Origin of the sequence: Pseudomonas sp. SJZ103, assembly GCF_007828335.1 — a bacterium.
GTDB lineage: Bacteria > Pseudomonadota > Gammaproteobacteria > Pseudomonadales > Pseudomonadaceae > Aquipseudomonas.
Window position 1 is genome coordinate 223,869 of record NZ_VIUN01000001.1, and the last position, 23,894, is coordinate 247,762.

The following is a 23,894-nucleotide window of genomic DNA, read 5'->3' on the forward strand; positions in this document are numbered from 1 at the left end:
ATCTCCTCAGGCGGCGTTCTTGAGTTTCGGGTCCAGCGCGTCGCGCAGGCCGTCACCCATCAAGTTGATTGCCAGCACGCTGAGCAAAATGGTCAAGCCCGGCAGGCTGACGACCCACCATGCGCGTTCGATGTAGTCGCGAGCCGAAGCCAGCATGGTGCCCCACTCAGGCGTTGGCGGTTGTACGCCCAAGCCGAGGAAGCCCAGCGCGGCGGCATCGAGGATCGCGGAAGAGAAACTCAAGGTGGCCTGAACGATCAGCGGTGCCATGCAGTTAGGCAGCACGGTGATGAACATCAGGCGGGGCAGGCCGGCGCCGGCGAGGCGGGCGGCAGTCACGTAGTCGCGGTTCAGTTCGCCCATCACCGCAGCGCGGGTCAGACGTACATAGGACGGCAGCGAGACGATAGCGATGGCGATCACGGTGTTGATCAGGCCAGGGCCGAGGATCGCGACAATGGCAACCGCCAGCAGCAGCGACGGCAGGGCCAGCATGATGTCCATCAGGCGCATGATGGTCGGGCCAAGCAGGCGCGGGAAGAACCCGGCGAACAGGCCCAGCAGGATGCCCGGGATCAGCGACATCACTACCGACGACAAGCCGATCAGCAACGAGAGGCGCGAGCCCTGGATCAGGCGCGAGAGCAGGTCGCGGCCCAGCTCATCGGTGCCGAGCAGGAACTGGATCTGCCCGCCTTCCAGCCACGACGGCGGGGTCAGCAGGAAATCACGGTATTGCTCGGTGGGGTTATGCGGCGCTACCCAGGGGGCGAAGATCGCGCAGAACACGATCAGCAACATGAACAGCAGGCCGGCAACCGCGCCTTTGTTCTTGGAGAAGGCTTGCCAGAATTCTTTGTACGGCGACGGGTACAGCAGGCTTTGATCGACTGCTGACACTTGAGTAGGTGTGGTCATGGTCATGATCTCAGCGCTGGTGACGGATGCGTGGGTTGGCGAAGCCGTAGAGGATGTCCACCACGAAGTTCACCAGGATCACCAGACAGGCGATCAGCAGGATGCCGTTTTGCACCACCGGGTAGTCCCGCGCGCCAATGGCTTCGATCAGCCATTTGCCGATGCCGGGCCACGAGAAGATGGTTTCGGTCAGGACCGCACCGGCCAGCAGGGTGCCGACTTGCAGGCCGACCACGGTGAGTACCGGGATCAACGCGTTACGCAGGCCGTGCACGAACACCACGCGCGCCGGCGACAGGCCTTTGGCCTTGGCGGTACGGATGTAGTCTTCACGCAGCACTTCGAGCATGGATGAACGGGTCATCCGCGCGATCACTGCCAACGGGATGGTGCCGAGCACGATGGCCGGCAGGATCAGGTGGTGCAGCGCATCCCAGAACGCGTCCGGCTCGTCAGCCAGCAGGGTGTCGATCAGCATGAAGCCGGTGCGCGGCTCAATGTCGTAGAGCAGGTCGATACGCCCGGAAACCGGGGTCCAGCCCAGGCTCACGGAGAAGAACATGATCAGGATCAGGCCCCACCAGAAGATCGGCATCGAATAGCCCGCCAGGGAGATGCCCATCACTCCATGGTCGAACAGGGATCCTCGTTTGAGTGCCGCGATCACCCCGGCCAACAGGCCCAGGATGCCGGCGAACAGCAGGGCGGCCATGGACAGCTCCAGGGTCGCCGGGAAGAGGGCGGTGAACTCGGTCCACACGCTGGTGCGGGTGCGCAGCGATTCGCCAAGGTCGCCCTGGGCGAGCTTGCCGACATAGTCCAGGTATTGCGCATACAGCGGCTTGTTAAGGCCAAGGCGTTCCATTGCCTGTGCGTGCATCTCGGGGTCGACGCGCCGCTCGCCCATCATGACTTCGACAGGGTCGCCAGGGATCATGCGTATCAACGCAAACGTGAGCAACGTGATGCCGAAAAACGTGGGGATCAATAACCCCAGTCGGCGGGCAATAAAACTAAACATCTTGTGGTGTACCTCAATCAGCCGGTTAGGCAGGTTCGGCACCGTCCTGGTGGGCGGTGCCGAGCGTTTCTCTTATTTACTTCACCTGGGTAGTGGCGAAGTTATTGTTCGTCAGAGGACTTTGGGTATAACCCTCGACGTTCTTGCGCATGGCGGTGAACATTTTCGGGTAAGCCATGGGAATCCATGGTTGGTCCTTGTCGAAAACGTCCAGTGCTTGTTCATAGAGTGCGGCGCGTTCAGTGGGTTCAGCGATAGCACGGGCCTTATCGATCAAGTCCTGAAACTCTTTGTTACACCAGCGTGCGTAGTTTTCGCCGTTTTTGGCTGCATCGCAACTCAGGTTCGGCGTGAGGAAGTTATCCGGGTCGCCGTTATCACCGGCCCAGCCAGCAGAAACCATGTCGTGCTCGCCGGCTTTGGCGCGCTTGAGCATCTCGCCCCATTCCATGACCTTGATGTTCACTTTCAGGCCGATTTGCGCCAGGTCCGCCTGCATGCGCTGGGCGCCGAGCATTGGGTTAGGGTTGGTCGGACCGCCGCCGTTACGGGTGAACAGGGTGAACTCGGTGCCTTCCGGTACGCCGGCTTCCTTGAGCAGGGCACGGGCCTTGTCCAGGTCGCGCTCAGGGTTTTTCAGCTTGTCGTTGAAGCCCAGCAGGGTCGGTGGATACGGGCCGGTGGCATCAACGGCGTTGCCTTTGCCATACAGGGATTCGTTGTAGCCTTTCTTGTCGAACGCGATGTTGATCGCGTGGCGCACCCGCGCGTCGCTCATGTACTTGTGGGTGGTGTTCAGGGCGGTGTAGGCGGTGGTCATCGCTGCCAGTTCGGCGACCTTCAGGTTCGGGTCTTTCTTGATGCTGGGAAGGTCATCGGGCTTGGGATACAGCGCGATCTGGCATTCGTTGGCCTTGAGCTTCTGCAGGCGCACGTTGTTGTCGACCGCAATGGCCAGGATCAACGGATCGGCCGGAGGCTTGCCACGGAAGTACTCCGGGTTGGCCTTGAAGCGCACCTGAGCATCCTTCTGGTATCGCGTGAAAATGAACGGGCCGGTGCCGATCGGCTTGCTGTTGAGCTCTTCGGTCTTGCCGGCGGCGAGTAGCTTGTCGGCGTACTCGGCGGAGTGGATGGCGGTAAACGGCATCGCGACATCGGCCAGGAACGGTGCCTCAGGGCGGGTCAGGGTGAAGACCACGGTATGGTCATCGGTCTTCTCCACGCTCTTGAGCAGTTCCTTGAAGCCCATGCTTTCAAAGTACGGGTAGCCCACGTTGGATTTGTTGTGCCACGGGTGTTTTGGGTCCAGCTGGCGCTGGAAGCTCCAGAGTACGTCGTCGGCATTCATGTTGCGCGTGGGTTTGAAGTAGTCGGTGGTGTGGAACTTGACGTCGTCGCGCAGATGAAATGTATAGGTCAGGCCGTCGTCACTGATTTCCCAGGAAGTGGCGAGCGCTGGCACGATCTCGGTGGTGCCGGGCTTGAAGTCCACCAAACGGTTGAACATGGTTTCAGCGGCGGCATCGGCGGTGACTGCGGTGGTGTACAGGACCGGATCGAAGCCTTCCGGACTGGCTTCGGTGCAGACCACCAGGGGTTTGGCCGATACGCCGATAGCGACGCTTAACAGCGCAGCGGCAACGGCAGCTTGTAGCGGGAGCATTTTCATTCAGAGCCCTCTGCAATCGATGGGACCAGACAAGCGTAGACGGCGGGCTCGTCCTGAGCCCGCCGTCTACCTGGCGCTAATTAAAGAATGTTGAACGGGATGGTGGTGACCAGACGGAACTCTTTGATGTTGCCGTCAGCCTGTTGTGCGCTGGCGCGGTGAGTCACGTAGGTGCCACGGATGGTGGTGGCCTTGAGTGGGCCGCTCTGAATCGCGTAGGAGGTGCCAACGCCGTATTCCTGGTGTTTCTCACCGTCCATCAGGCGCAGGTCGCTGCGGCTCTCACCGGCAGTACCGTAGGCGGTACCGTTGTAGTGAGTACCGTCGATGCCCCAGCCGCGCGCCGAGTAGACGTTGAACTTCAGGCCTGGCACGCCGTATTCGGCCATGTTGATGGCGTAGGCGACCTGGAAGGACTTCTCGTTCGGGCTGTTGAAGTCGGAGGTCAGGGAGTTGGCCAGGTAGATGCCGTTGGTTTCGTGCAGGTAGTCGAAGTACTCGTCACCGTTAACTTCCTGGTACGAGAAGGTCAGGCTGTGGGCCTGGTGGGTCAGCCCCAGGGACAACGAGTAAGTGTCGTTGTCGATGTTGCCCATCTTCTTGCTGCCGGTGTCGGTGGTTTTGTAGTAGTTCAGGCCGGTGGTCAGTGCCAGGGTCTGTGCATCACCCAATTCGTGGGTGGCACCGAAGTAGTACTGGTTCCAGAAGTCTTCGACGTTAGCGGCGAACACGCTGGTTTTCAGGCTCTTGAACGGCTGGTAGTTGAAGCCCAGGGTTTTGACCTTGTCGGTTTCCTGGCCATTACCGTACTCGGAACGGAATTTCGACAGGCTCTGCTCGGTACGCGGCGAAACGCGATCGAAAATACCGCCTTGGAACGACAGGTTGCTCAGCTCTTCGCTGTTGAAGCTCACACCTTCGAAGCTCGACGGCAGGGCACGGTTGCCGATGGTGTCGACGATGCCGCTGCTGAAGTTCTGGCGACCGGCGGTCAAGGTGGTGTTGGACACGCGGAACTTGACGTTAGCCAGGCCCAGCTTGCTCCATTGGCCTACTGCATCACCGTCGGAGTCAGCCAGGGTACGGTTGGATCCGCCCTTGATATCTCGCTTGCTGCGGTCCAGGACCACGGCGTTGTAAGCCGCGACTTCGGTCGCCACACCTACGGTGCCTTGGGTGAAGCCCGAGGAGTAGTTGAGGATGGTGCCTTGTACCCAGTTGGTGCGGTTTGCGTCGGTGCGCGTCTGATTGTGTTTCTCGTAGGAGAAACGCTGGCCACGGAATCTCTTCTCGGTGGAGTACCAGTTACGGGTAGTACCGCCCAGGCTTTGACCGTCGATAAAGCCTTTGGCCTCGCTTTGAGCGCTGGTGCCGGCCAACGTGGTAGGAACGAAGTCCTGGCTTTGGGTTTCAGCGTAGGCGGTTGCCGTGATGGTGCTGATGGCCAGGGCCAGAAGCGCTTTGCTGCTCAGTTTCATGGGTTGAAGCTCCTTTGGTTCTCTTTTTAATGCCGGTCTTTTTTGGTGATCCGGCTATTGGGTGTGTAACTCGATCAAGCTGGTGCAAACGTTTGCTGTAGGAAAAATCCCAACAAAAGGCTGCGCGTTTGCGAGAGAGCCAACTTCGCTCCCTGCAATCCGGTTATTTTCTTATGGGGTAATACTGACGCCCGAGAACACGTTGCGGCCGAAGGGGCTTACTTTGAAGCCTTCGACTTTGACGCTTAACGGCTGATTGACCGTCGAGTGGGCTACGGGCGTGATCGGCACCTGCTGCTTGAGCAGTTGCTGCGCCTGTTTGTACAGAACAGTCCTTTGTTCTCGGTCGGTGACGACCTTGGCTTGCTTGATCAGCTTGTCGTACGCCGGGTCACACCACATGGAGTAGTTGTTCCCACCGATGGCGTCGCAGCTGTAGAGGGTGCCCAGCCAGTTGTCCGGGTCACCGTTGTCGCCGGTCCAGCCGATCAGGCTGACATCGTGCTCACCGTTCTTGGTGCGCTTGATGTATTCGCCCCACTCGTAGCTGACGATCTTGACCTTCAGTCCGATCTTGGCCCAGTCGCTTTGCAGCATCTCGGCCATCAGCTTGGCGTTGGGGTTGTACGGCCGTTGCACCGGCATCGCCCACAGGGTGATCTCGGTACCTTCCTTCACGCCGGCGGCCTTGAGCAGTTCCTTGGCTTTTTCCGGGTTGTAGGCGGCGTCCTTGATGCTGTCGTCGTAGGACCATTGGGTCGGTGGCATGGCATTGACTGCCAACTGCCCCGCGCCCTGGTACACGGCATTCAAGATGCTCTGCTTGTTCACCGCCATGTCCAGCGCCTGGCGCACTTCGAGCTGGTCGAACGGCTTGTGGCGCACGTTGTAGGCGATGTAGCCCAAGTTGAAACCCGGCTTGGTCAGCAGTTGCAGGTTCGGGTCGGCCTTGAGCGCGTCGACGTCGGCCGGGCGGGGATGCAGGGTGACCTGGCATTCGCCGGCCTTGAGCTTTTGCACGCGCACCGAGGCGTCGGTGTTGATGGCAAAAATCAGCTGGTCCAGCTTGACCTTGCTCGGGTCCCAGTACTGTTTGTTACCCACATAGCGGATCTGCGAGTCTTTCTGGTAGCGCTGGAATACAAAGGGGCCAGTGCCGATCGGCTTCTGGTTGATGTCGCTGGGCTTGCCTTCCTTGAGCAACTGCTCGGCGTATTCGGCCGACAGGATGGCGGCAAAGCTCATGGCGATGTTCTGCACGAACGCAGCGTCGACCGAGTTGAGCGTCATCACCACGGTATGCGGGTCGGTTTTTTCGACCTTGGCGATGTTCTTGTTCAGGCTCATCCCGTTGAAATACGGAAACTCGGTGGGGTAGGCCTTGCGAAACGGGTGGTCGGGGTCAAGCATGCGGTTGAAGGTGAACAGCACGTCGTCGGCGTTGAAGTCCCGCGTCGGCTTGAATTCCTTGTTGCTGTGGAATTTCACCCCTTCACGCAGGTGAAAGGTGTAGGTCAGGCCGTCTTCGGAAATATCCCACTTGGTCGCCAGTCCAGGTACGACGTTGGTCGCGCCCTTTTCAAACTCAACCAGGCGGTTGTACAGCGGCTCGGCCACATCGTTATCGGTGGCGGTGGTGTATTGCGCGGTGTCGAACCCCGCCGGGCTGCCTTCGGAGCAGAACACCAGGCTCTTCTTGTCGGCCGCCTGGCCCATCGTGGCTATGGCCAGCAGGCTGGAGCCAAAAATTGCGGATAGAACGGTGGTATGGCGCATGACGATCCCGATCCTTGTTTGTAGTTGTCATCAGCAAGCAATCACCCTGGCGTACGGCCAGGGAGACATTACTGATCCCACACACAGCAAGTGCCTTTTCCAGGTTGGAGCCTCTGCTGTCCTACGACGGTATGGGTCGCGGACTTCGCAGTAAATGCGCCAAATCGGACTGACCTTGTAGGCAAAAGAGTTGCTTGTCGCAGTTCGCAGCTGTAGGACGCGGCGATTGCTAGCGTGGTCTATTTCCTACGGTCCAGGCGGATGCAATAACGGCGACGTTATGAAACGCCACCGTCATTGGTCCTTACTTGCCGCTTACGCTCACGCCATAGAAGGAGTTCAGGCCAAACGGGCTGATCTTGAAGTCCTGCACGGTGTTGCGCATGGGTTGATACACCGTCGAGTGCGCGATAGGTGTCATCGGGACTGCATCTTTGAGGATATGTTGCGCCTGCTTATACAGCTCGGTGCGTTTGGCGACGTCCGACGTAGCCTTGGCTTCTTTCACGACGCCGTCGAATTTCTTGTCGCACCACTTGGAGAAGTTGTTGCCGGCCAGCGAGTCGCAGCCGAACAGCACGTTCAGCCAGTTGTCCGGGTCACCGTTGTCGCCGCTCCAGCCAATGATCATGGCCTGGTTCTCGCCGCCTTTAGAGCGCTTGATGTACTCGCCCCACTCGTAGCTGGTGATCTTGACCTTCAGGCCGATCTTGGACCAGTCGTTTTGCAGCATTTCAGCCATCAGCTTGGCGTTCGGGTTGTACGGACGCTGAACGGGCATCGCCCACAGAACGATCTCGGTACCTTCCTTGACACCCGCTTCCTTGAGCAGCGCCTTGGCTTTCTCGGGATCGTACTTGGCGTCCTTGATGGTGTTGTCGTAGGACCATTGGGTTGGCGGCATGGCGTTGACCGCCAGTTGACCTGCGCCCTGGTAGACGGAGTCGATGATCTGCTGCTTGTTCACCGACATGTCCAGCGCCTGGCGTACGCGCAGGTCAGCCAGTGGGTTTGGCTGGTCGCTGCCCTTGATCTTGTCCATGACGTTGTAGGCGACATAGCCCAGGTTGAAACCGGCCTGGTGCGGCAGTTTCAGGTCCTTGTCTTCACCCAGCGCCTTGAGGTCGGCCGGACGTGGGAACAGGGTGATCTGGCACTCGTTTTTCTTCAGCTTCTGGATACGCACCGACGGGTCGGTGGTGATGGCGAAGATCAGGTTATCGATCTTCACGTCTTCAGGTTTCCAGTAGTCCTTGTTGCCGGTGTAGCGAATGTTCGAGTCTTTCTGGTAGCTCTTGAATACGAACGGGCCAGTACCGACCGGTTTCTGGTTGATGTCCGCAGGTTTGCCTTCCTTCAACAGTTGGGCTGCGTATTCAGCCGACTGGATGGAAGCGAAGCTCATTGCCAGGTTCTGGATGAAAGCGGCGTCCACGGTGCCAAGGGTGAACTTGACGGTGTGGGCATCGACCTTCTCGATGTTCTTGATGTTGGTGTCCATCCCCATGTCCGTGAAGTACGGGAACTCAGTGGGGTAAGCCTTACGGAATGGATCGTCTTTATTGATCATCCGGTTGAAGGTGAACAGTACGTCGTCAGCCGAGAACTCACGGGTGGGCTTGAAGTACGGGGTGGTATGGAACTTGACGCCTTCGCGCAGGTGGAAGGTGTAGGTCAGGCCATCCGGGGACACGTCCCAGCTGGTGGCAAGGCCAGGAACAACGGCGGTGCCGCCTCGTTCGAACTGGCTCAGACGGTTGAACATGGTTTCGGCCGAGGCATCGAAGTCTGTTCCGGTGGTGTACTGGCCTGGGTCAAAACCGGCCGGGCTCCCTTCGGAGCAGAACACCAGGTTAGTCGCCGCTTGGGCGAAAGGGGCCGCGGCCATAAGGCCAGCGCTCACTAATAACGGAAGGACTGCGTGTTTAAGCATGTTGGCCTCATGATTTGTTGTCATTTTTGGTGGTGAGGGCGACCTCGTGAGTCGGCCTGCGGATACTTATGCAGGCGCCATACCCATTGCAAGATGCTGAACCGTTGGAAGGTAGAAAGAGTGGTACGAACGTACAGGAATGTCGCAATTATGAAAGTTTTGACATATTTGAGCATATTTATAGGTTTTTTTCGGTGCATGGCGCGCACCATGAAGGGTCAACCGGGGCGTCTGGCGCACTCGGTTGGGGCGTTGCTGTTACTTATCTAGACTCACGCCGTAGAACGGTGTCAGCCCGAAGGGGCTGATCTTGAAGTCCTTCACTTCCCTGCGCAGCGGTTGGAAAACCGTCGAGTTTGCAATAGGCGTTATAGGTACTTGTTCCTTAAGGATTTTCTGTGCCTGTTGATACCACTTGATGCGCTGTTCACGGTCACTGCTGACTTTGGCCTGCTGCACCAGCTTGTCATAGGCGGGGTTACACCATTTGGCGTAGTTGCTGCCCTTGACCGCAGCACAACTGTAGAGCACACCGAGCCAGTTATCCGGGTCGCCGTTGTCGCCGGTCCAGCCATAAATCATCGCATCGTGCTCGCCATTTTTGGCGCGCTTGATGTATTCGCCCCACTCATAGCTGACGATATTGGCCTTGATGCCGACTTTCTCCCAATCCTGCTGGATCATTTGTGCCGACATGCGTGCATTCGGATTGGAGGCGCGTTGCACGGTCATCGCCCACAGGTTGATGGTGGTACCTGGTGCAACCCCTGCTTCTTTTAGTAGCGCGCGGGCCTTGGTCGGATCGTGCGGGGCATCCTTGATGGACGGGTCATAAGACCACTGCGCCGGTGGCAGTGCGTTCTGCGCCAATTGTCCGGCGCTCTGGTACACGGCCTTGATGATCGCCGGCTTGTCGATGGCCATGTCCAGGGCCTGGCGGACCTTGAGTTGATCCAGCGGTGGATGGGTCACGTTGTAGGCCAGAAAGCCCAGGTTGAAACCGGCTTGCTGCAGCACGCGCAGGTTGGGGTCCTGCTTCATCACCTCGATGTCCGACGGGCGCGGGTAGCCGCTGACCTGGCATTCGCCGGCCTTGAGCTTTTGCAGGCGCGAGGCGGCGTCCGGGGTGATGGCGAACACCAGGTTGTCGAGCTTCACATCCTCGGGTTTCCAATACTGTTTATTTGCCACGTAGCGGATCTGCGAGTCCTTCTGGTAACGCTTGAACACGAACGGCCCGGTGCCCACCGGTTTCTGGTTGATGTCTTCGGCCTTGCCTTCCTTCAATAGCTGGGCGGCGTACTCGGCCGATTGCACGGAGGCGAAACTCATGGCCAGGTTCTGCACGAACGAGGCATCGACGTTGTTCAGGTTGAAACGCACGGTGTGCTCGTCGAGTTTGTCGACGCTCTTGATCGTGGTGTTCAGGCCCATGTCGGTGAAGTACGGCGATTCGGAAGGGTAGGCCTTGCGGAACGGGCTCTCGGCATCCAGCAGGCGATTGAAGGTAAACAGCACGTCATCCGCGTTGAAATCGCGGGTGGGTTTGAAGAAGTCAGTGGTGTGGAACTTGACGCCATCGCGCAGGTGGAAGGTGTAGGTCAGGCCGTCTTTGGACACCTCCCAGCGGGTGGCCAGGCCTGGTTCCACTTCGGTGCCGCCACGCTTGAACTGGGTCAAGCGGTTGAACACGGTTTCGGCGGACGCATCGAAGTCGGTGCCGCTGGTGTACTGGCTGGGGTCGAAACCGGCGGGGCTGGCTTCGGAGCAGTAGACCAGGGTGCTGGCTGCGTGGGCCATCGGCATAAAGGCCAGCAGGCCGGCGGTAAAGAGGAGTGGTTTGAAGGTGGTTCTTTCCATGGAGACCCCTAAAAGTGGCAGGCATATAAAAGCTGCCCAAACAAAAACGGCGGTCACCGAGGTTACCGCCGTTCAGGTTTGTCGGGTAGGGGTTACGGCATCTGCACTTCGATCACCCCATCGGCGCTCATGCTGACCTGGCTGGTACCTGCCTCCACTTCCGGCGTCGGTGCTGAATCCATCATGGCCGCCTTCATCATCATTCCGCCACGGGCATAAGGTTGTGGGTAGCCATTGGTGTTGAAGTTCAAGTTGACGATCTTGTAGCCCTTGCCGCCTAACGCATCGGTGGCCAGTTGCGCGCGTGCTTTAAAGGCGGCAACCGCGTCCTTGAGCAGGGCGTCTTCGCTGGTCTTGCGCGTGGTGTCGGCGATGGCGAAGTCCATGTTTTCCATTTTCAGGGTGTTGAGCAACTCGCCGGTGAGTTTGGACAGCGCCGGGAAGTCCGCGCTTTCCAGGCGCAGTTCGGCGCGCTCGCGCCAGCCGGTGATCTTCTGGTTCTTGTTGTCGTAGATCGGGTAGCTGTTACGGCTGCCCTGGCGCAGGGTCACGCCTTGGACTTCGCGCGCCTGGCCCAGGGCCTTGTTCATGGTGGTGGTGATTTCGGCCGCGAGCTTGGCCGGGTCGGGGTTCTGGGACTCGGTGTAGAGGGTGACGATCATCTTGTCCCGGGCCACTTCCTGGCTGACCTCGGCGCGCAGGGATATCTGGTTGTAATTCAGTGCATCGGCGGCCAGTGCCGGAAGGCTGGCCAGGGCGCTGGCACTGAGGGTGAGAACAACTGCACTGCGAGTGAAACGAGACATGGAAGCTCCTTAGGGTGTTCGTATCGGTATGACTGTAGACGGTGGTATCGGGTTCTTCGGGTTTACATATTCGCTACACATCGTGCGGACGCCGACGAACGGTTGTTCGCTCGGCCTGCGGCAAAGAGCCACACGCGCCATGCCAGCGCGCTTGCTTCGTTTATACTCCTGCCGATCCGCCTGCAGCGCTCATCGGGAGAGCTCATGCTCGCCGCCGTAAAACTGACTTCCGCCACCCGCCAGAACCTTTGGCGCCTGACGTTCATCCGTACCCTGGTACTGGCCGCACAGGCCGGTTCGGTCGGGCTTGCCTATTGGTTCGACCTGCTGCCGCTGCCGTGGCTGCAATTGGGCGTGACCCTGGGTTTCTCCATCGTGCTGTGTGTATTTACCGCCATTCGGTTGCGTACCACATGGCCGGTGACCGAGCTGGAATACGCCCTGCAATTGGCCTGCGACCTGTTTATCCACAGTGTGTTGCTGTATTTCTCCGGCGGTTCCACCAACCCGTTCGTTTCTTATTACCTGGTGCCACTGACCATCGCCGCGGTGACCTTGCCGTGGCGCTACTCGGTGGTGCTGTCGGGCATCGCCCTGACCCTGTACACCTTGCTGCTGGCGCGGTTCTATCCGTTGCAAACGTTCCCCATCGCCCGCGAAAACCTGCAGATCTACGGGATGTGGCTGAGCTTTGCCCTGTCTGCCGCCGTGATCACCTTCTTTGCCGCGCGCATGGCCGAAGAGCTGCGCCGCCAGGAAGAACTGCGCGCCATTCGCCGCGAAGAAGGCCTGCGTGACCAGCAACTGCTCGCCGTCGCCACCCAGGCCGCCGGTGCGGCTCACGAATTGGGCACGCCGTTGGCGACCATGAGCGTGCTGCTCAACGAAATGACCCAGGACCACCACGACCCGGCGCTGCAAGAGGATCTCGGCGTGCTGCGCGAACAGGTCAAGCAATGCAAGCAAACCTTGCAGCAACTGGTACGCGCGGCTGAAGCCAATCGCCGCCTGGCGGTCGATATGCAGGACGTGACCCAGTGGCTCGACGAAGCCCTGAACCGCTGGCATTTGATGCGCCCCGAGGCCAGCTACCGTTTCCATCTGCTGGGGCAGGGCACTGTTCCGCGCCTGGCGCCACCGCCGGACCTGACCCAAGCCTTGCTCAACCTGCTGAACAACGCCGCCGACGCCTGCCCCGAAGGCCTGGAAGTCCGGCTGGACTGGGATGTGGATGACCTGACGATCAGCATCCGCGATCACGGCGCAGGCGTGCCGCTGGCCATTGCTGAGCAGATCGGCAAACCTTTCTTTACCACCAAGGGCAAAGGCTTCGGCCTGGGCCTGTTTTTGAGCAAGGCCAGCGTGACCCGCGCGGGCGGCTCAGTGAAGCTCTATAGTCATGAGGAAGGCGGCACGCTCACCGAGCTGCGCCTGCCCCGTGTCGCACGAGGAGATATCGATGAGTGACGAGATCCAAGTCGAAGGCGAAGAACTGCCGCATCTGTTGCTGGTAGATGATGACGCCACGTTTACCCGCGTGATGGCGCGCGCCATGAGCCGTCGCGGCTTTCGCGTGAGCACCGCAGGCTCCGCCGAAGAAGGCCTGACCATCGCCCAGGCCGACTTGCCGGACTACGCCGCGCTCGACCTGAAAATGGACGGCGACTCCGGCCTGGTGCTGTTGCCCAAACTGCTGGAGCTCGACCCGGAAATGCGCGTGGTGATCCTCACCGGTTACTCCAGCATCGCCACGGCCGTCGAAGCCATCAAGCGCGGTGCCTGCAACTACCTGTGCAAGCCGGCGGATGCCGATGACGTGCTGGCTGCGTTGCTGTCCGAGCACGCCGACCTCGACACCCTGGTGCCTGAAAACCCGATGTCGGTGGACCGCCTGCAGTGGGAACACATCCAGCGCGTCCTCACCGAACACGAAGGCAATATCTCTGCCACTGCCCGCGCCCTGGGCATGCACCGGCGCACCCTGCAACGCAAGCTGCAGAAGCGTCCGGTACGCCGCTGAACCTAAGCTGAACAACCCGCTTCAGGCCGCACGGAGCCCTGAACCGATCATCTATGATCGGTTCAAACGCCTGTCACCACCCTCCTATCGAGCCTGAACGATGAATCAGAACGCTGAGTATTCCGCGGTCAACGACGCGGTGCGTGGGCAGTTTTTTCGCCGAACTTGGGCGATGATCACGCCCTATTGGCGCAGTGAAGAGAAGGGCAAGGCCTGGTTGTTGCTCGCAGTCGTGATCGGCCTGTCGCTGTTCAGCGTGGCCATTTCCGTGTGGCTTAACCACTGGTACAAGGATTTTTATAACGCTCTGGAAAAGAAGGACACCGCCGCCTTCTGGCAGCAGATCGTTTATTTCTGCGGTATCGCCACGGTGGCGATTCTCGGTGCGGTCTACCGTCTCTACCTCACTCAGATGCTGACCATTCGCTGGCGCGCATGGCTGACCGAAAAACACTTCGCCCGCTGGCTTGGCAACAAGAACTACTACCAGCTGGAGCAGGGCGGCTACACCGATAACCCGGACCAGCGAATTTCCGAAGACCTCAATAGCTTTACCCTGAACACGCTGAGTCTTGGCCTTGGGCTGCTGCGCAATGTGGTCAGCCTGGTGTCGTTCTCCATTATCCTGTGGGGCGTGTCGGGCAGTATTGAAGTGTTCGGTATCACCATCCCCGGCTACATGTTCTGGTGTGCTTTGGTCTATGCCGGTGTCGGCAGTTGGCTGACCCATCTGATCGGTCGTCGTTTGATCGGTTTGAGCAACCAGCAACAACGCTTCGAAGCGGACTTGCGTTTCTCCATGGTGCGGGTGCGGGAGAATGCCGAGAGCATCGCCCTGTACAACGGCGAGCCCAATGAGAATCAGCGTTTGAGTGCGCGGTTCGGGAAGGTCTGGCATAACTACTGGGACATCATGAAGGTGTCCAAGCGCCTGACGTTCTTCACTGCCGGCTATGAACAGATTGCGATCGTCTTTGCGTTTATCGTGGCTGCCCCGCGCTACTTTTCCGGCACGATCGAACTGGGCGAGCTGATGCAAATCAACTCGGCGTTCGGCAACGTGCAGGGCAACTTCAGCTGGTTTATCAGTGCGTACGCTGACCTGGCCGGCTGGCGCGCGACCAGTGACCGTCTGCTGAGTTTTCAGCAGGCTATGAGTGAAAACGAGCAGCGCTCAGCCACCATCGACGTCAGCGCAGAGGGCGAGCGTCTTGTGGTGCAAGGGCTGGGCTTGAGCCTGGTGGATGGTCGCCACTTGCTGACCGACGCCAACATGATCGTTGAACCGGGTCAGCGCGTCATGCTCAGCGGCCGCTCCGGCAGCGGCAAAAGTACCTTGCTGCGCGCTATGGGCCATCTCTGGCCTGCTGGTCACGGCAGCATTCGCCTGCCGGCCAGGCGTTACCTGTTCCTGCCGCAGAAGCCCTACCTGCCGATCGGCACACTCAAGGCGGTGTTGAGTTATCCACAGGACGACAGCGTCTATTCGGCAGAGCGTTATGCACAGGTGCTGGAAACCTGTCGCCTGCCGCACCTGGTGGGGCGTCTGGATGAAGCCAACCATTGGCAACGCATGCTCTCGCCGGGCGAACAACAGCGCCTGGCCTTTGCCCGTGCCTTGTTGTTCGCGCCGCAATGGCTGTACATGGACGAGGCCACCTCGGCCATGGATGAAGAGGATGAGGCGACGCTGTATCAAGCGTTGATCGATGAGCTGCCGGGGTTGAGCATTGTCAGCGTCGGGCATCGCAGCAGCCTCAAGCGCTTCCATGGGCGGCATGTGCGGATCGAGGGCGGTTGGTTGCAGGAACAGACCATGTCCTGAAGAGTGAGGCCCAATAAAAAGCCCGGCTGATCATCGATCAGCCGGGCTTTTTATCGCTTGAAAATAACTTACTTCTTCAAGCCGTAATGCTCATCCAGCATGCCCGGGGCGTTTGGCGTTTTTGGCGCGTAGTCCCGCGGCGGCTCCTGGTTTTCCCGGGGTGGGGTCAGGCGTTCCCGTGGAGTTTGCGGTGCATCGGAATGCAGCGCGGCCAGCAGGCGTTGACGGGTGATGTCGTCGAGGGCCAGGCGGTTTGCGCCATCGGCGAGGTGATCCTGTACTTCCTGGTAGCTCTGGGTGAGTTTCTTGACCAGGGTCGCGGTGCTGTTGAAGTGGGTAACAACCTCGTTCTGATAACTGTCAAAACGTTCCTGAATGTCATCCAACTGACGCTGCGTGCGGTTAGGCGCGGCATTCGGCAGCAGGCGGGCAACCAGGAATCCAATGGCGACACCGGCAACCAAGGCGAGAGTCGGCAACAACCAAACTAAGAGCGAGTGTTCCACGAGTCCTTCCTCTATAAACGGCTTTGCTTTACGTTAACGGCTCAAACCTGCGCTGTATACCGCGATTAAGCTCGCAATGATGCCATGCACAGACTTTTAGCTAGACGAGTCGACCCTTTGAGAGGTCACGGAGTTCATTCCTTGCTCATGCGTGAAACCCCCGTTTTGATCGATGGCCCGGTAGGCCAATTGGAAGCACTGTACCTGGATCACCCCGAGCCACGTGGCCTGGCGCTGATCTGCCACCCTAATCCGGTGCAGGGCGGGACCATGCTCAATAAAGTCGTTTCGACCCTGCAACGCACAGCTCGCGATGCCGGGTTGATTACTTTGCGTTTCAATTACCGTGGCGTCGGCGCGAGTGCCGGCACCCACGACATGAGCACCGGTGAAGTGGACGATGCCGAAGCGGCTGTTACCTGGCTGCGTGAAAAACACCCCAACCTGCCGCTCACCCTGCTCGGTTTTTCCTTTGGTGGCTACGTGGCGGCAAGCCTCGGCGGCCGCCTGGAAGCCAAAGGCGAAAAGCTCGCGCACCTGTTTATGGTCGCCGCCGCCGTGATGCGTCTGAGCAATAACGACGTGCTGCCCCAGACCTGCCCATTGACCTTGATTCAACCGGAAACCGACGAAGTGGTCGATCCGCAATTGGTCTACGACTGGTCTGCCGCCTTGAAACGCCCCCATGAGCTGCTGAAAGTGGCAGAATGCGGGCACTTTTTTCATGGCAAGCTCACCGATCTCAAGGATCTGGTGCTGCCGCGCCTCTCGAATTGATAGCAGTCTGATAAGCGATTACCCATGACGACTCGTACCCGCATCCTCACCGGCATCACCACCACCGGCACGCCGCACCTGGGCAACTACGCTGGTGCGATCCGCCCGGCGATCCTTGCCAGCCAGGACGTCAATGCTGACTCCTTCTACTTTCTGGCCGACTACCACGCCCTGATCAAATGCGATGACCCGCAGCGCATCCAGCGTTCGCGTATGGAAATCGCCGCGACCTGGCTGGCCGGTGGCCTGGATGTGAACCGGGTGACCTTTTATCGCCAGTCCGACATCCCGGAAATCCCCGAGCTGACCTGGCTGCTGACCTGCGTCGCCGCCAAGGGCCTGCTCAACCGCGCCCATGCCTACAAGGCCTCGGTGGACAAGAACGTGGAAACCGGCGAAGACCCGGATGCGGGCATCACCATGGGCCTGTACAGCTACCCGGTGCTGATGGCGGCGGACATCCTGATGTTCAACGCGCACAAGGTGCCGGTGGGCCGCGACCAGATCCAGCACGTTGAAATGGCCCGCGACATCGGCCAGCGCTTCAACCACCTGTTCGGCAACGGTAAAGAATTCTTCACCATGCCCGAGGCGCTGATCGAAGAAAGCGTTGCCACCTTGCCGGGCCTGGATGGCCGCAAGATGTCCAAGAGCTACGACAACACCATCCCGTTGTTCACCAGCGCCAAGGACATGAAGGACGCCATCTCGCGGATCGTCACCGACTCCCGCGCGCCCGGCGAAGCCAAGGACCCCGACAACTCGCACCTGTTCACCCTCTACCAGGCGTTTGCCAGCAAGGCCCAGGAAGAAGAGTTCCGCGGCGAGCTGCTGCAAGGCCTGGGTTGGGGCGAGGCGAAGAGCCGTCTGTTCCAACTGCTGGACAGCCAACTGGGCGAGGCCCGCGAGCGTTACCACCAGTTGATGTCGCGCCCGTCGGACATGGAAGACCTGTTGCAGGTCGGGGCCAGGAAAGCCCGTGCCGTAGCCGCGCCATTCCTGGCCGAGTTGCGTGAAGCGGTGGGCCTGCGTTCGTTCGTCGAGCAGGCTGCAGCGCCGATCGCCACCAAGAAGAAGGCCGCCAAGGCCGCGCGTTTCGTGAGCTTCCGTGAAGATGACGGCAGCTTCCGCTTCCGCCTGTTGGCCGCCGATGGCGAGCAATTGCTGCTGTCGCGCAACTTTGCCGATGGTAAAGCGGCCGGCGCAGTCACCAAACAACTGCAAAGTGGCGCTGCGCTGGACTTACGCACCGAAGCCCTGAGCTTCAGCGTATGGCTGGACGGTGCCGCAGTGGCCGACAGCGCCGAGTTCGCCGATGGTGCATCGCGTGATGCCGCCATCGAAGCCTTGCGCACTGCGTTGACCCCAATCGAGGATTAACCCGACCAAGGGTTGATTGCCATTATCCAGGGCCGTCGTTACAGTGACGGCCCGTTTTTGTTGCCTTGCTAACGAAATTATGACGCCCCTAGAACGATACCAAGCTGATCTGAAACGCCCTGAATTCTTCCATGACGCGGCCCAGGAAACGGCGGTGCGTCATTTGCAGCGCCTGTACGACGACTTGGTTGCGGCCTCGCAAAGCAAGCCGGGGATGCTCAGCAAGCTGTTTGGCAAGAAAGACCACACGCCGGTCAAGGGCTTGTATTTCTGGGGCGGTGTAGGCCGGGGTAAGACCTACCTGGTCGATACGTTCTTTGAAGCGCTGCCGTTCAAGGAAAAGGTCCGCACCCACTTCCACCGCTTCATGAAGCGCGTGCACGAAGAAATGAAGACCCTGCCGGGTGAGAAAAACCCGCTGACCATCATCGCCAAGCGTTTCTCCGATGAAGCGCGGGTCATCTGCTTCGATGAATTCTTCGTCTCTGACATCACCGATGCCATGATCCTCGGCACCCTGATGGAAGAGCTGTTCAAGAACGGCGTGACCCTGGTCGCCACCTCGAACATCGTGCCCGACGGCCTGTACAAGGACGGCCTGCAGCGCGCTCGCTTCCTGCCGGCCATCGCGCTGATCAAGCAGAACACCGAGATCGTCAACGTCGACAGCGGGGTCGACTACCGTCTGCGTCACCTCGAGCAAGCGGAGTTGTTCCACTTCCCGCTGAACGAAGCGGCGCACGAAAGCCTGCGCAAAAGCTTCCGCGCCCTCACGCCGGAATGCACCCAGGCGGTGGAAAACGACAAGCTGATGATCGAGAACCGCGAAATCATCGCTCTGCGTACCTGCGATGACGTGGCCTGGTTCGAATTCCGCCAGTTGTGCGACGGCCCGCGCAGCCAGAACGACTACATCGAACTGGGCAAGATCTTCCACGCGGTGATCCTCAGCGGCGTGGAGCAGATGAGCGTCACCACCGACGACATCGCACGACGGTTTATCAACATGGTCGACGAGTTCTACGACCGTAACGTCAAGTTGATCATCTCGGCGGAAGTCGAACTCAAGGATCTGTATACCGGCGGGCGCTTGAACTTTGAATTCCAGCGCACCCTGAGCCGCCTGTTGGAAATGCAATCCCACGAGTTCCTGTCGCGCGGGCACAAGCCTTAAGAGCGATGTAGGTCAAATGTGGGAGGGGGCTTGCCTCCGATAGCGGTCTTTCAGTAACAGATGCACTGACTGATCCACCGCTATCGGGAGCAAGCCCCCTCCCTCATTTGCTTACGCGGCTTGTTGGAACTGTTGCCGATATTGGTTCGGTGACAGCTCCGTGTGCTGTCTGAACAACCGCGCAAAGAAACTCGCATCGTCGTAACCCACCTCATAACTGATGGTCTTGATGCTCTTGCGGCTGCCCGAGAGCAGGCCCTTGGCCGTCTCGATACGCAGTCGTTGCAGGTAATGCAGCGGCTTGTCGCCGGTGGCGGTCTGGAAGCGGCGCATGAAATTGCGGATGCTCATGCCGTGTTCCCGGGCAACGTCTTCGAAGCGGAATTTGTCGGCGAAATGCTCTTCGAGCCAGTGCTGGATCTGCAGGATGATCACGTCCTGGTGCAGCTTCTGGCCGCCAAAACCGATGCGTCCGGGTGAATAGCTGCGCTGTACTTCGTAGAGGATGTCGCGGGCCACGGCCTGGGCGATGTTGGCGCCGCAGAAGCGTTCGATCAGGTAGATATACAGGTCGCACGCCGAGGTGGTGCCGCCGGCGCAATACAGGTTGTCGGCGTCGGTGAGATGTTTGTCCTGATTGAGCTGGACTTTGGGGAAGCGTTCGCTGAACGCGTTGAAGAAGCGCCAGTAGGTGGTCGCCTCCTTGCCGTCGAGCAGTCCGGCTTCGGCCAGCCAGAACACCCCGGTGGCTTCGCCGCAGAGTACCGCGCCGCGTGCATGTTGCTCGCGCAGCCACGGCAGCACTTGCGGGTAGCGCACACACAGGGCATCGAAGTCATCCCAGAAGGCCGGTAGCACGATGATGTCGGCGTCTTCCAGGCCGCCGTCCACCGGCATGATCACATCACTGAAGCTGCGCACCGATTTTCCGTCGGGGCTCACCAGGCGTGTTTCGAACGCTGGGGTCAGGCCCAGGCCTTGCTGTTTGCCATAACGCAGGCTGGCGAGATGGAAGAAATCCTTGGCTTGCATGAGGGTAGAAGCGAATACCCGATCAATGGCCAAAATGCTGACGCGCCGCAACGGCGTGGAGATTTGGTTAGACATAATTTCATTTATTCTTATAGGGGAAAGTGGTCACCAGACGGCTGGATCGTCTTATTTTTTGTCGCATGTGTCCAGTGTCCTGTGACGCCATCGGGGCATAGGCTCTGTGGGCTCGTCCTTGTCCGACAATCCACGCAGGTGACCCATGATTCCGAGAACCTTGTTCAGCCCGGAGCACGAACTCTTCCGCCAGAGCGTGCGCACCTTTCTTGAAAAAGACGCTGCACCGTTTCACGGGCAATGGGAGAAGCAGGGCTACATCGACCGTAACCTGTGGAGCAAGGCAGGGGAGGCGGGGATGTTGTGTTCCCATCTGCCGGAGGAATACGGCGGGCTGGGCGCGGACTTTCTCTACAGCGCGGTAGTGATCGAGGAGATCAGCCGCCTGGGCCTGACCGGCATCGGCTTTTCCCTGCATTCGGACATTGTCGCGCCCTACATCCTGCATTACGGCAGTGAGGCGCTGAAGCACAAGTACCTGCCCAAGTTGATCTCCGGTGAGAGGGTCACGGCCATCGCCATGAGCGAGCCGGGTGCCGGGTCCGACTTGCAAGGGGTCAAGACCACAGCCGTGCTGGACGGTGATGAGTACGTGATCAATGGCTCCAAGACCTTTATCACCAACGGGTACCTGGCTGAGCTGGTGATCGTGGTCGCCAAGACCGATCCCAAGGCGGGTGCCAAGGGCACCAGCCTGTTTCTGGTGGACGCCGATACGCCCGGCTTCGCCAAGGGCAAGCGCCTGGAGAAGGTCGGCATGAAGGCCCAGGACACGTCAGAGCTGTTTTTCCAGGACGTGCGCGTACCCAAGGAAAACCTGCTGGGCCAGGCCGGCATGGGCTTCGCCTATTTGATGCAGGAATTGCCGCAGGAGCGTTTGACTGTCGCGATTGGCGCGCTGTCGTCTGCCGAGGCGGCGTTGCAGTGGACCCTGGAATATACCCGTGAGCGCAAGGCGTTCGGCAAGGCGATTGCCGACTTTCAGAACACCCGGTTCAAGTTGGCGGAGATGGCCACTGAGATTCAGATCGGCCGCGTGTTCGTCGACAAATGCATGGCGTTGCACCTGGAAGGCAAGCTGGATGTGCCCACTGCCGCGATGGCCAAGTACTGGGCCACGGACCTGCAATGTAAGGTGCTCGATGAGTGCGTGCAGTTGCACGGCGGCTACGGGTTCATGTGGGAGTACCCGATTGCACGGGCGTGGGCGGATGCGCGGGTGCAGCGGATTTATGCGGGGACCAACGAGATCATGAAGGAGATCATTGCGCGGGCGCTTTGAGTGCTGTGTTGTTTGTGAGGGCCCTATCGGGGCGGTGCGACGATTCGACTTGCCCCCGATAGCGGCCTACAGATCGATCAAGGCGCCGGATTCGGATGATCCTTCTGAATCGCCTCAATCCCTTCCAGTACTTCCTTCGACAGCTTCAGATCAGCACTGGCGATGTTGCTGTCCAGTTGCTCCAGCGATGTTGCGCCAATAATGTTGCTGGTCACGAACGGCTGTTGTGTCACAAACGCCAATGCCATCTGCGCAGGATCCAGGCCATGCTCCCGCGCCAGTGCCACATAACGGCTGCACGCCGCCTCCGACTGCGGGTTGAAGTAGCGGCTGAAACGGCTGTACTCCGTCAGGCGCGCCTTGGCCGGGCGTGCGCCACCTTCGTACTTGCCGCTGAGCATGCCGAATGCCAGGGGCGAGTAAGCCAGCAGGCCGCACTGCTCACGAATGGCGATTTCCGCCAGGCCAACCTCAAAGCTGCGGTTGAGCAGGTTGTAGGGGTTCTGGATCGATACCGCGCGGGTCCAGCCGCGGGCTTCGGCCAGGGCCAGGAACTTCATGGCGCCCCACGGGGTTTCATTGGACAGGCCAATGTGGCGGATCTTGCCAGCCTTCACCTGCTCATCCAGCGCTTCGAGGGTTTCCTCCAGCGGGGTCAGGTCGTCTTCGTCCTTGTGTTTGTAGCTCAATTGGCCGAAGAAGTTGGTGCTGCGCTCCGGCCAGTGCAGCTGGTAGAGGTCGATCCAGTCGGTTTGCAGGCGCTTGAGGCTGGCGTCCAGGGCTTCGACGATGTGCTTGCGGTTGTGGCGCAGATGGCCGTCGCGGATGTAGTCGATGGTGTTGCCGGGGCCGGCGATCTTGCTGGCGAGGATCCAGTCGGCACGGTCACCGCGGCTTTTGAAGTAATTACCGATGTAACGCTCGGTGGTGGCATAGGTGTCGGCCTTGGGCGGCACCGGGTACATTTCTGCGGTGTCGAGGACGTTAATCCCCGCCGCCTTGGCCCGTTCGATCTGCGCGAAGGCCTCTGCCTCGCTGTTCTGCTCACCCCACGTCATGGTGCCCAGGGCTATCGCGCTCACGTTCAGATCCGTACGGCCCAGCTGTCGATAATCCATCGGGTGCTCCTTCAGGGAAAACAATCATAAAAGCAGGTTGAATTTTTTTTCGCAATCTGCATAATTGCCCACCTCTTTCTGCAGTGGAAGTGATGCGCCGCCTGCCGAAGAATCTTGCCGTTGAACGGACGCGCCGACCCGAGCCCCCGATAGCGTCTGTATCCGGCTGCCTTTGACTTGTCAAAGTAAGCACTATTCAGTAAGATCCGCCGTCTAATTTACAGGGCGGCCCCTGAGGCTATTAAAGAATGACAACTTTTACTGCAAAACCGGAAACAGTTCAGCGCGACTGGTTTGTCGTCGACGCCGCTGGTCAGACCCTGGGTCGTCTGGCCACTGAAGTCGCCAGCCGTCTGCGTGGCAAGCACAAGCCTGAGTACACCCCTCACGTTGACACCGGTGACTACATCGTGATCATCAACGCTGAGCAGGTACGTGTTACCGGCAACAAAGCGCAAGACAAAATGTACTACCGTCACTCCGGTTTCCCAGGCGGTATCAAGTCTTCCAACTTTGAAGGCCTGATCTCCAAGAAGCCTGAAGCCCCGATCGAAATCGCGGTCAAAGGCATGCTGCCGAAGGGCCCACTGGGTCGCGATATGTTTCGCAAGCTGAAAGTCTATGCGGGCGCTGTACACCCTCATGCTGCTCAGCAGCCCCAAGAACTGAAGTTTTAACGGAATAGTTCATTATGTCGGCGACTCAAAATTACGGCACTGGCCGTCGCAAAACCGCAACCGCACGCGTTTTCCTGCGTCCGGGCACTGGTAACATCTCGATAAACAACCGCACTCTGGACAACTTCTTCGGTCGCGAAACTGCCCGCATGGTAGTTCGTCAGCCGCTGGAATTGACCGAGACTGTTGAAAAGTTCGACATCTACGTCACCGTTATCGGTGGCGGTGTAAGTGGTCAAGCTGGCGCAATCCGCCACGGTATCACTCGCGCTCTGATGCAGTACGACGAAACCCTGCGTGGCGCTCTGCGCAAAGCTGGCTTCGTGACTCGTGATGCCCGTGAAGTTGAACGTAAGAAAGTCGGTCTGCGTAAAGCGCGTAAGCGTCCGCAGTACTCGAAGCGTTAATTCGCTTTACGTTCCACAAAAACGCCCAGCCTCCTTACGGAGCTGGGCGTTTTTTATTGCCTGCGATTTATGCACATTTTTCACCGTGACAACTTGCCACATCCGTAGACCCCCTATACTACAAGGCTTGGAGGCGGAGCCCCGGGCAATTCCCTTG

Annotated in this window: 20 protein-coding genes; 9 read left to right on the forward strand and 11 right to left on the reverse strand. The window is 59.3% G+C overall.

What is annotated here, in order from left to right:
* Positions 1-6: 6 nt before the first annotated feature.
* The 8 genes from FBY10_RS01215 to FBY10_RS01250 form a co-directional block, all read right to left on the reverse strand.
* Complete coding sequence (locus tag FBY10_RS01215; RefSeq protein WP_131698460.1) at positions 7-918, reverse strand: ABC transporter permease subunit; 912 nt, start codon at positions 916-918, stop codon at positions 7-9.
* A gap of 10 nt (positions 919-928) precedes the next feature.
* A complete protein-coding gene (locus FBY10_RS01220; protein WP_003171721.1) occupies positions 929-1,939 on the reverse strand; it encodes an ABC transporter permease subunit in 1,011 nt (336 codons plus the stop codon).
* A gap of 76 nt (positions 1,940-2,015) precedes the next feature.
* Positions 2,016-3,611 carry an ABC transporter substrate-binding protein gene (locus FBY10_RS01225; RefSeq protein WP_131698459.1) on the reverse strand — a complete coding sequence of 532 codons (1,596 nt, stop codon included), beginning with the start codon at positions 3,609-3,611 and terminating at the stop codon, positions 2,016-2,018.
* A gap of 80 nt (positions 3,612-3,691) precedes the next feature.
* Complete coding sequence (locus FBY10_RS01230) at positions 3,692-5,089, reverse strand: OprD family outer membrane porin (protein ID WP_131698458.1); 1,398 nt, start codon at positions 5,087-5,089, stop codon at positions 3,692-3,694.
* A 171-nt stretch (positions 5,090-5,260) separates the two neighbouring features.
* Entirely contained in the window at positions 5,261-6,865 is a 1,605-nt protein-coding gene (locus FBY10_RS01235; RefSeq protein WP_131698457.1) for an ABC transporter substrate-binding protein, read from the reverse strand.
* Between the two features lie 304 nt (positions 6,866-7,169).
* Positions 7,170-8,798 carry an ABC transporter substrate-binding protein gene (locus tag FBY10_RS01240; RefSeq protein ID WP_131698456.1) on the reverse strand — a complete coding sequence of 543 codons (1,629 nt, stop codon included), beginning with the start codon at positions 8,796-8,798 and terminating at the stop codon, positions 7,170-7,172.
* A gap of 258 nt (positions 8,799-9,056) precedes the next feature.
* Positions 9,057-10,658, reverse strand: coding sequence for an ABC transporter substrate-binding protein (locus tag FBY10_RS01245; RefSeq protein ID WP_131698455.1), 1,602 nt, complete (start codon positions 10,656-10,658; stop codon positions 9,057-9,059).
* Between the two features lie 92 nt (positions 10,659-10,750).
* A complete protein-coding gene (locus FBY10_RS01250) occupies positions 10,751-11,464 on the reverse strand; it encodes an SIMPL domain-containing protein (protein ID WP_145335359.1) in 714 nt (237 codons plus the stop codon).
* Positions 11,465-11,668: 204 nt separating this feature from the next.
* Between FBY10_RS01250 and FBY10_RS01255 the strand changes: the two genes are divergently transcribed.
* From FBY10_RS01255 to FBY10_RS01265, 3 genes are all read left to right on the forward strand, one after another.
* A complete protein-coding gene (locus tag FBY10_RS01255) occupies positions 11,669-12,931 on the forward strand; it encodes an ATP-binding protein (RefSeq protein WP_090409478.1) in 1,263 nt (420 codons plus the stop codon).
* Positions 12,924-13,484, forward strand: a complete 561-nt coding sequence (locus FBY10_RS01260) for a response regulator transcription factor (protein WP_003171731.1) — start codon at positions 12,924-12,926, stop codon at positions 13,482-13,484. The genes FBY10_RS01255 and FBY10_RS01260 overlap by 8 nt, the downstream gene beginning before the upstream one ends.
* Positions 13,485-13,584: 100 nt before the next feature.
* Entirely contained in the window at positions 13,585-15,309 is a 1,725-nt protein-coding gene (locus FBY10_RS01265) for an ABC transporter ATP-binding protein/permease (protein WP_145335357.1), read from the forward strand.
* A gap of 68 nt (positions 15,310-15,377) precedes the next feature.
* On the opposite strand, the gene FBY10_RS01270 is transcribed toward FBY10_RS01265, so the two are convergent.
* Positions 15,378-15,815, reverse strand: coding sequence for a YhcB family protein (locus tag FBY10_RS01270; protein WP_003171734.1), 438 nt, complete (start codon positions 15,813-15,815; stop codon positions 15,378-15,380).
* A gap of 147 nt (positions 15,816-15,962) precedes the next feature.
* On the opposite strand from FBY10_RS01270, the gene FBY10_RS01275 reads away from it, so the two are divergent.
* The 3 genes from FBY10_RS01275 to zapE all read left to right on the forward strand — a co-directional run bounded on the left by FBY10_RS01275 (position 15,963) and on the right by zapE (position 19,146).
* Positions 15,963-16,592: an alpha/beta hydrolase gene (locus FBY10_RS01275; RefSeq protein WP_145335355.1), complete on the forward strand. Its 630-nt coding sequence runs from the start codon at positions 15,963-15,965 to the stop codon at positions 16,590-16,592.
* 24 nt (positions 16,593-16,616) lie between these two features.
* The gene (locus FBY10_RS01280) at positions 16,617-17,972 is read left to right on the forward strand and encodes a tryptophan--tRNA ligase (RefSeq protein WP_145335354.1); all 1,356 of its coding nucleotides are present in this window, start codon (positions 16,617-16,619) and stop codon (positions 17,970-17,972) included.
* A gap of 79 nt (positions 17,973-18,051) precedes the next feature.
* Entirely contained in the window at positions 18,052-19,146 is a 1,095-nt protein-coding gene (gene zapE, locus FBY10_RS01285) for a cell division protein ZapE (protein ID WP_053131627.1), read from the forward strand.
* Between the two features lie 111 nt (positions 19,147-19,257).
* Here zapE and FBY10_RS01290 read toward each other — a convergent pair whose 3' ends face one another.
* Positions 19,258-20,178: a GlxA family transcriptional regulator gene (locus tag FBY10_RS01290; RefSeq protein WP_178116718.1), complete on the reverse strand. Its 921-nt coding sequence runs from the start codon at positions 20,176-20,178 to the stop codon at positions 19,258-19,260.
* Between the two features lie 220 nt (positions 20,179-20,398).
* Here FBY10_RS01290 and FBY10_RS01295 point away from each other — a divergent pair, with 220 nt between their 5' ends.
* On the forward strand, positions 20,399-21,535 hold the full coding sequence (locus tag FBY10_RS01295; RefSeq protein WP_145335350.1) for an acyl-CoA dehydrogenase family protein: 1,137 nt from the start codon (positions 20,399-20,401) through the stop codon (positions 21,533-21,535).
* A 77-nt stretch (positions 21,536-21,612) separates the two neighbouring features.
* Here the strand turns inward: FBY10_RS01295 and FBY10_RS01300 are convergent, their stop codons facing one another.
* Positions 21,613-22,653, reverse strand: a complete 1,041-nt coding sequence (locus tag FBY10_RS01300; protein ID WP_131698449.1) for an NADP(H)-dependent aldo-keto reductase — start codon at positions 22,651-22,653, stop codon at positions 21,613-21,615.
* 248 nt (positions 22,654-22,901) lie between these two features.
* Here FBY10_RS01300 and rplM point away from each other — a divergent pair, with 248 nt between their 5' ends.
* Both rplM and rpsI read left to right on the forward strand, forming a co-directional pair.
* Positions 22,902-23,330 (forward strand): 50S ribosomal protein L13, encoded by a 429-nt coding sequence (rplM, locus tag FBY10_RS01305; protein WP_003171742.1) that lies wholly within the window; start codon positions 22,902-22,904, stop codon positions 23,328-23,330.
* A gap of 14 nt (positions 23,331-23,344) precedes the next feature.
* The gene (rpsI, locus tag FBY10_RS01310; protein ID WP_003171743.1) at positions 23,345-23,737 is read left to right on the forward strand and encodes a 30S ribosomal protein S9; all 393 of its coding nucleotides are present in this window, start codon (positions 23,345-23,347) and stop codon (positions 23,735-23,737) included.
* Positions 23,738-23,894: the final 157 nt, after the last annotated feature.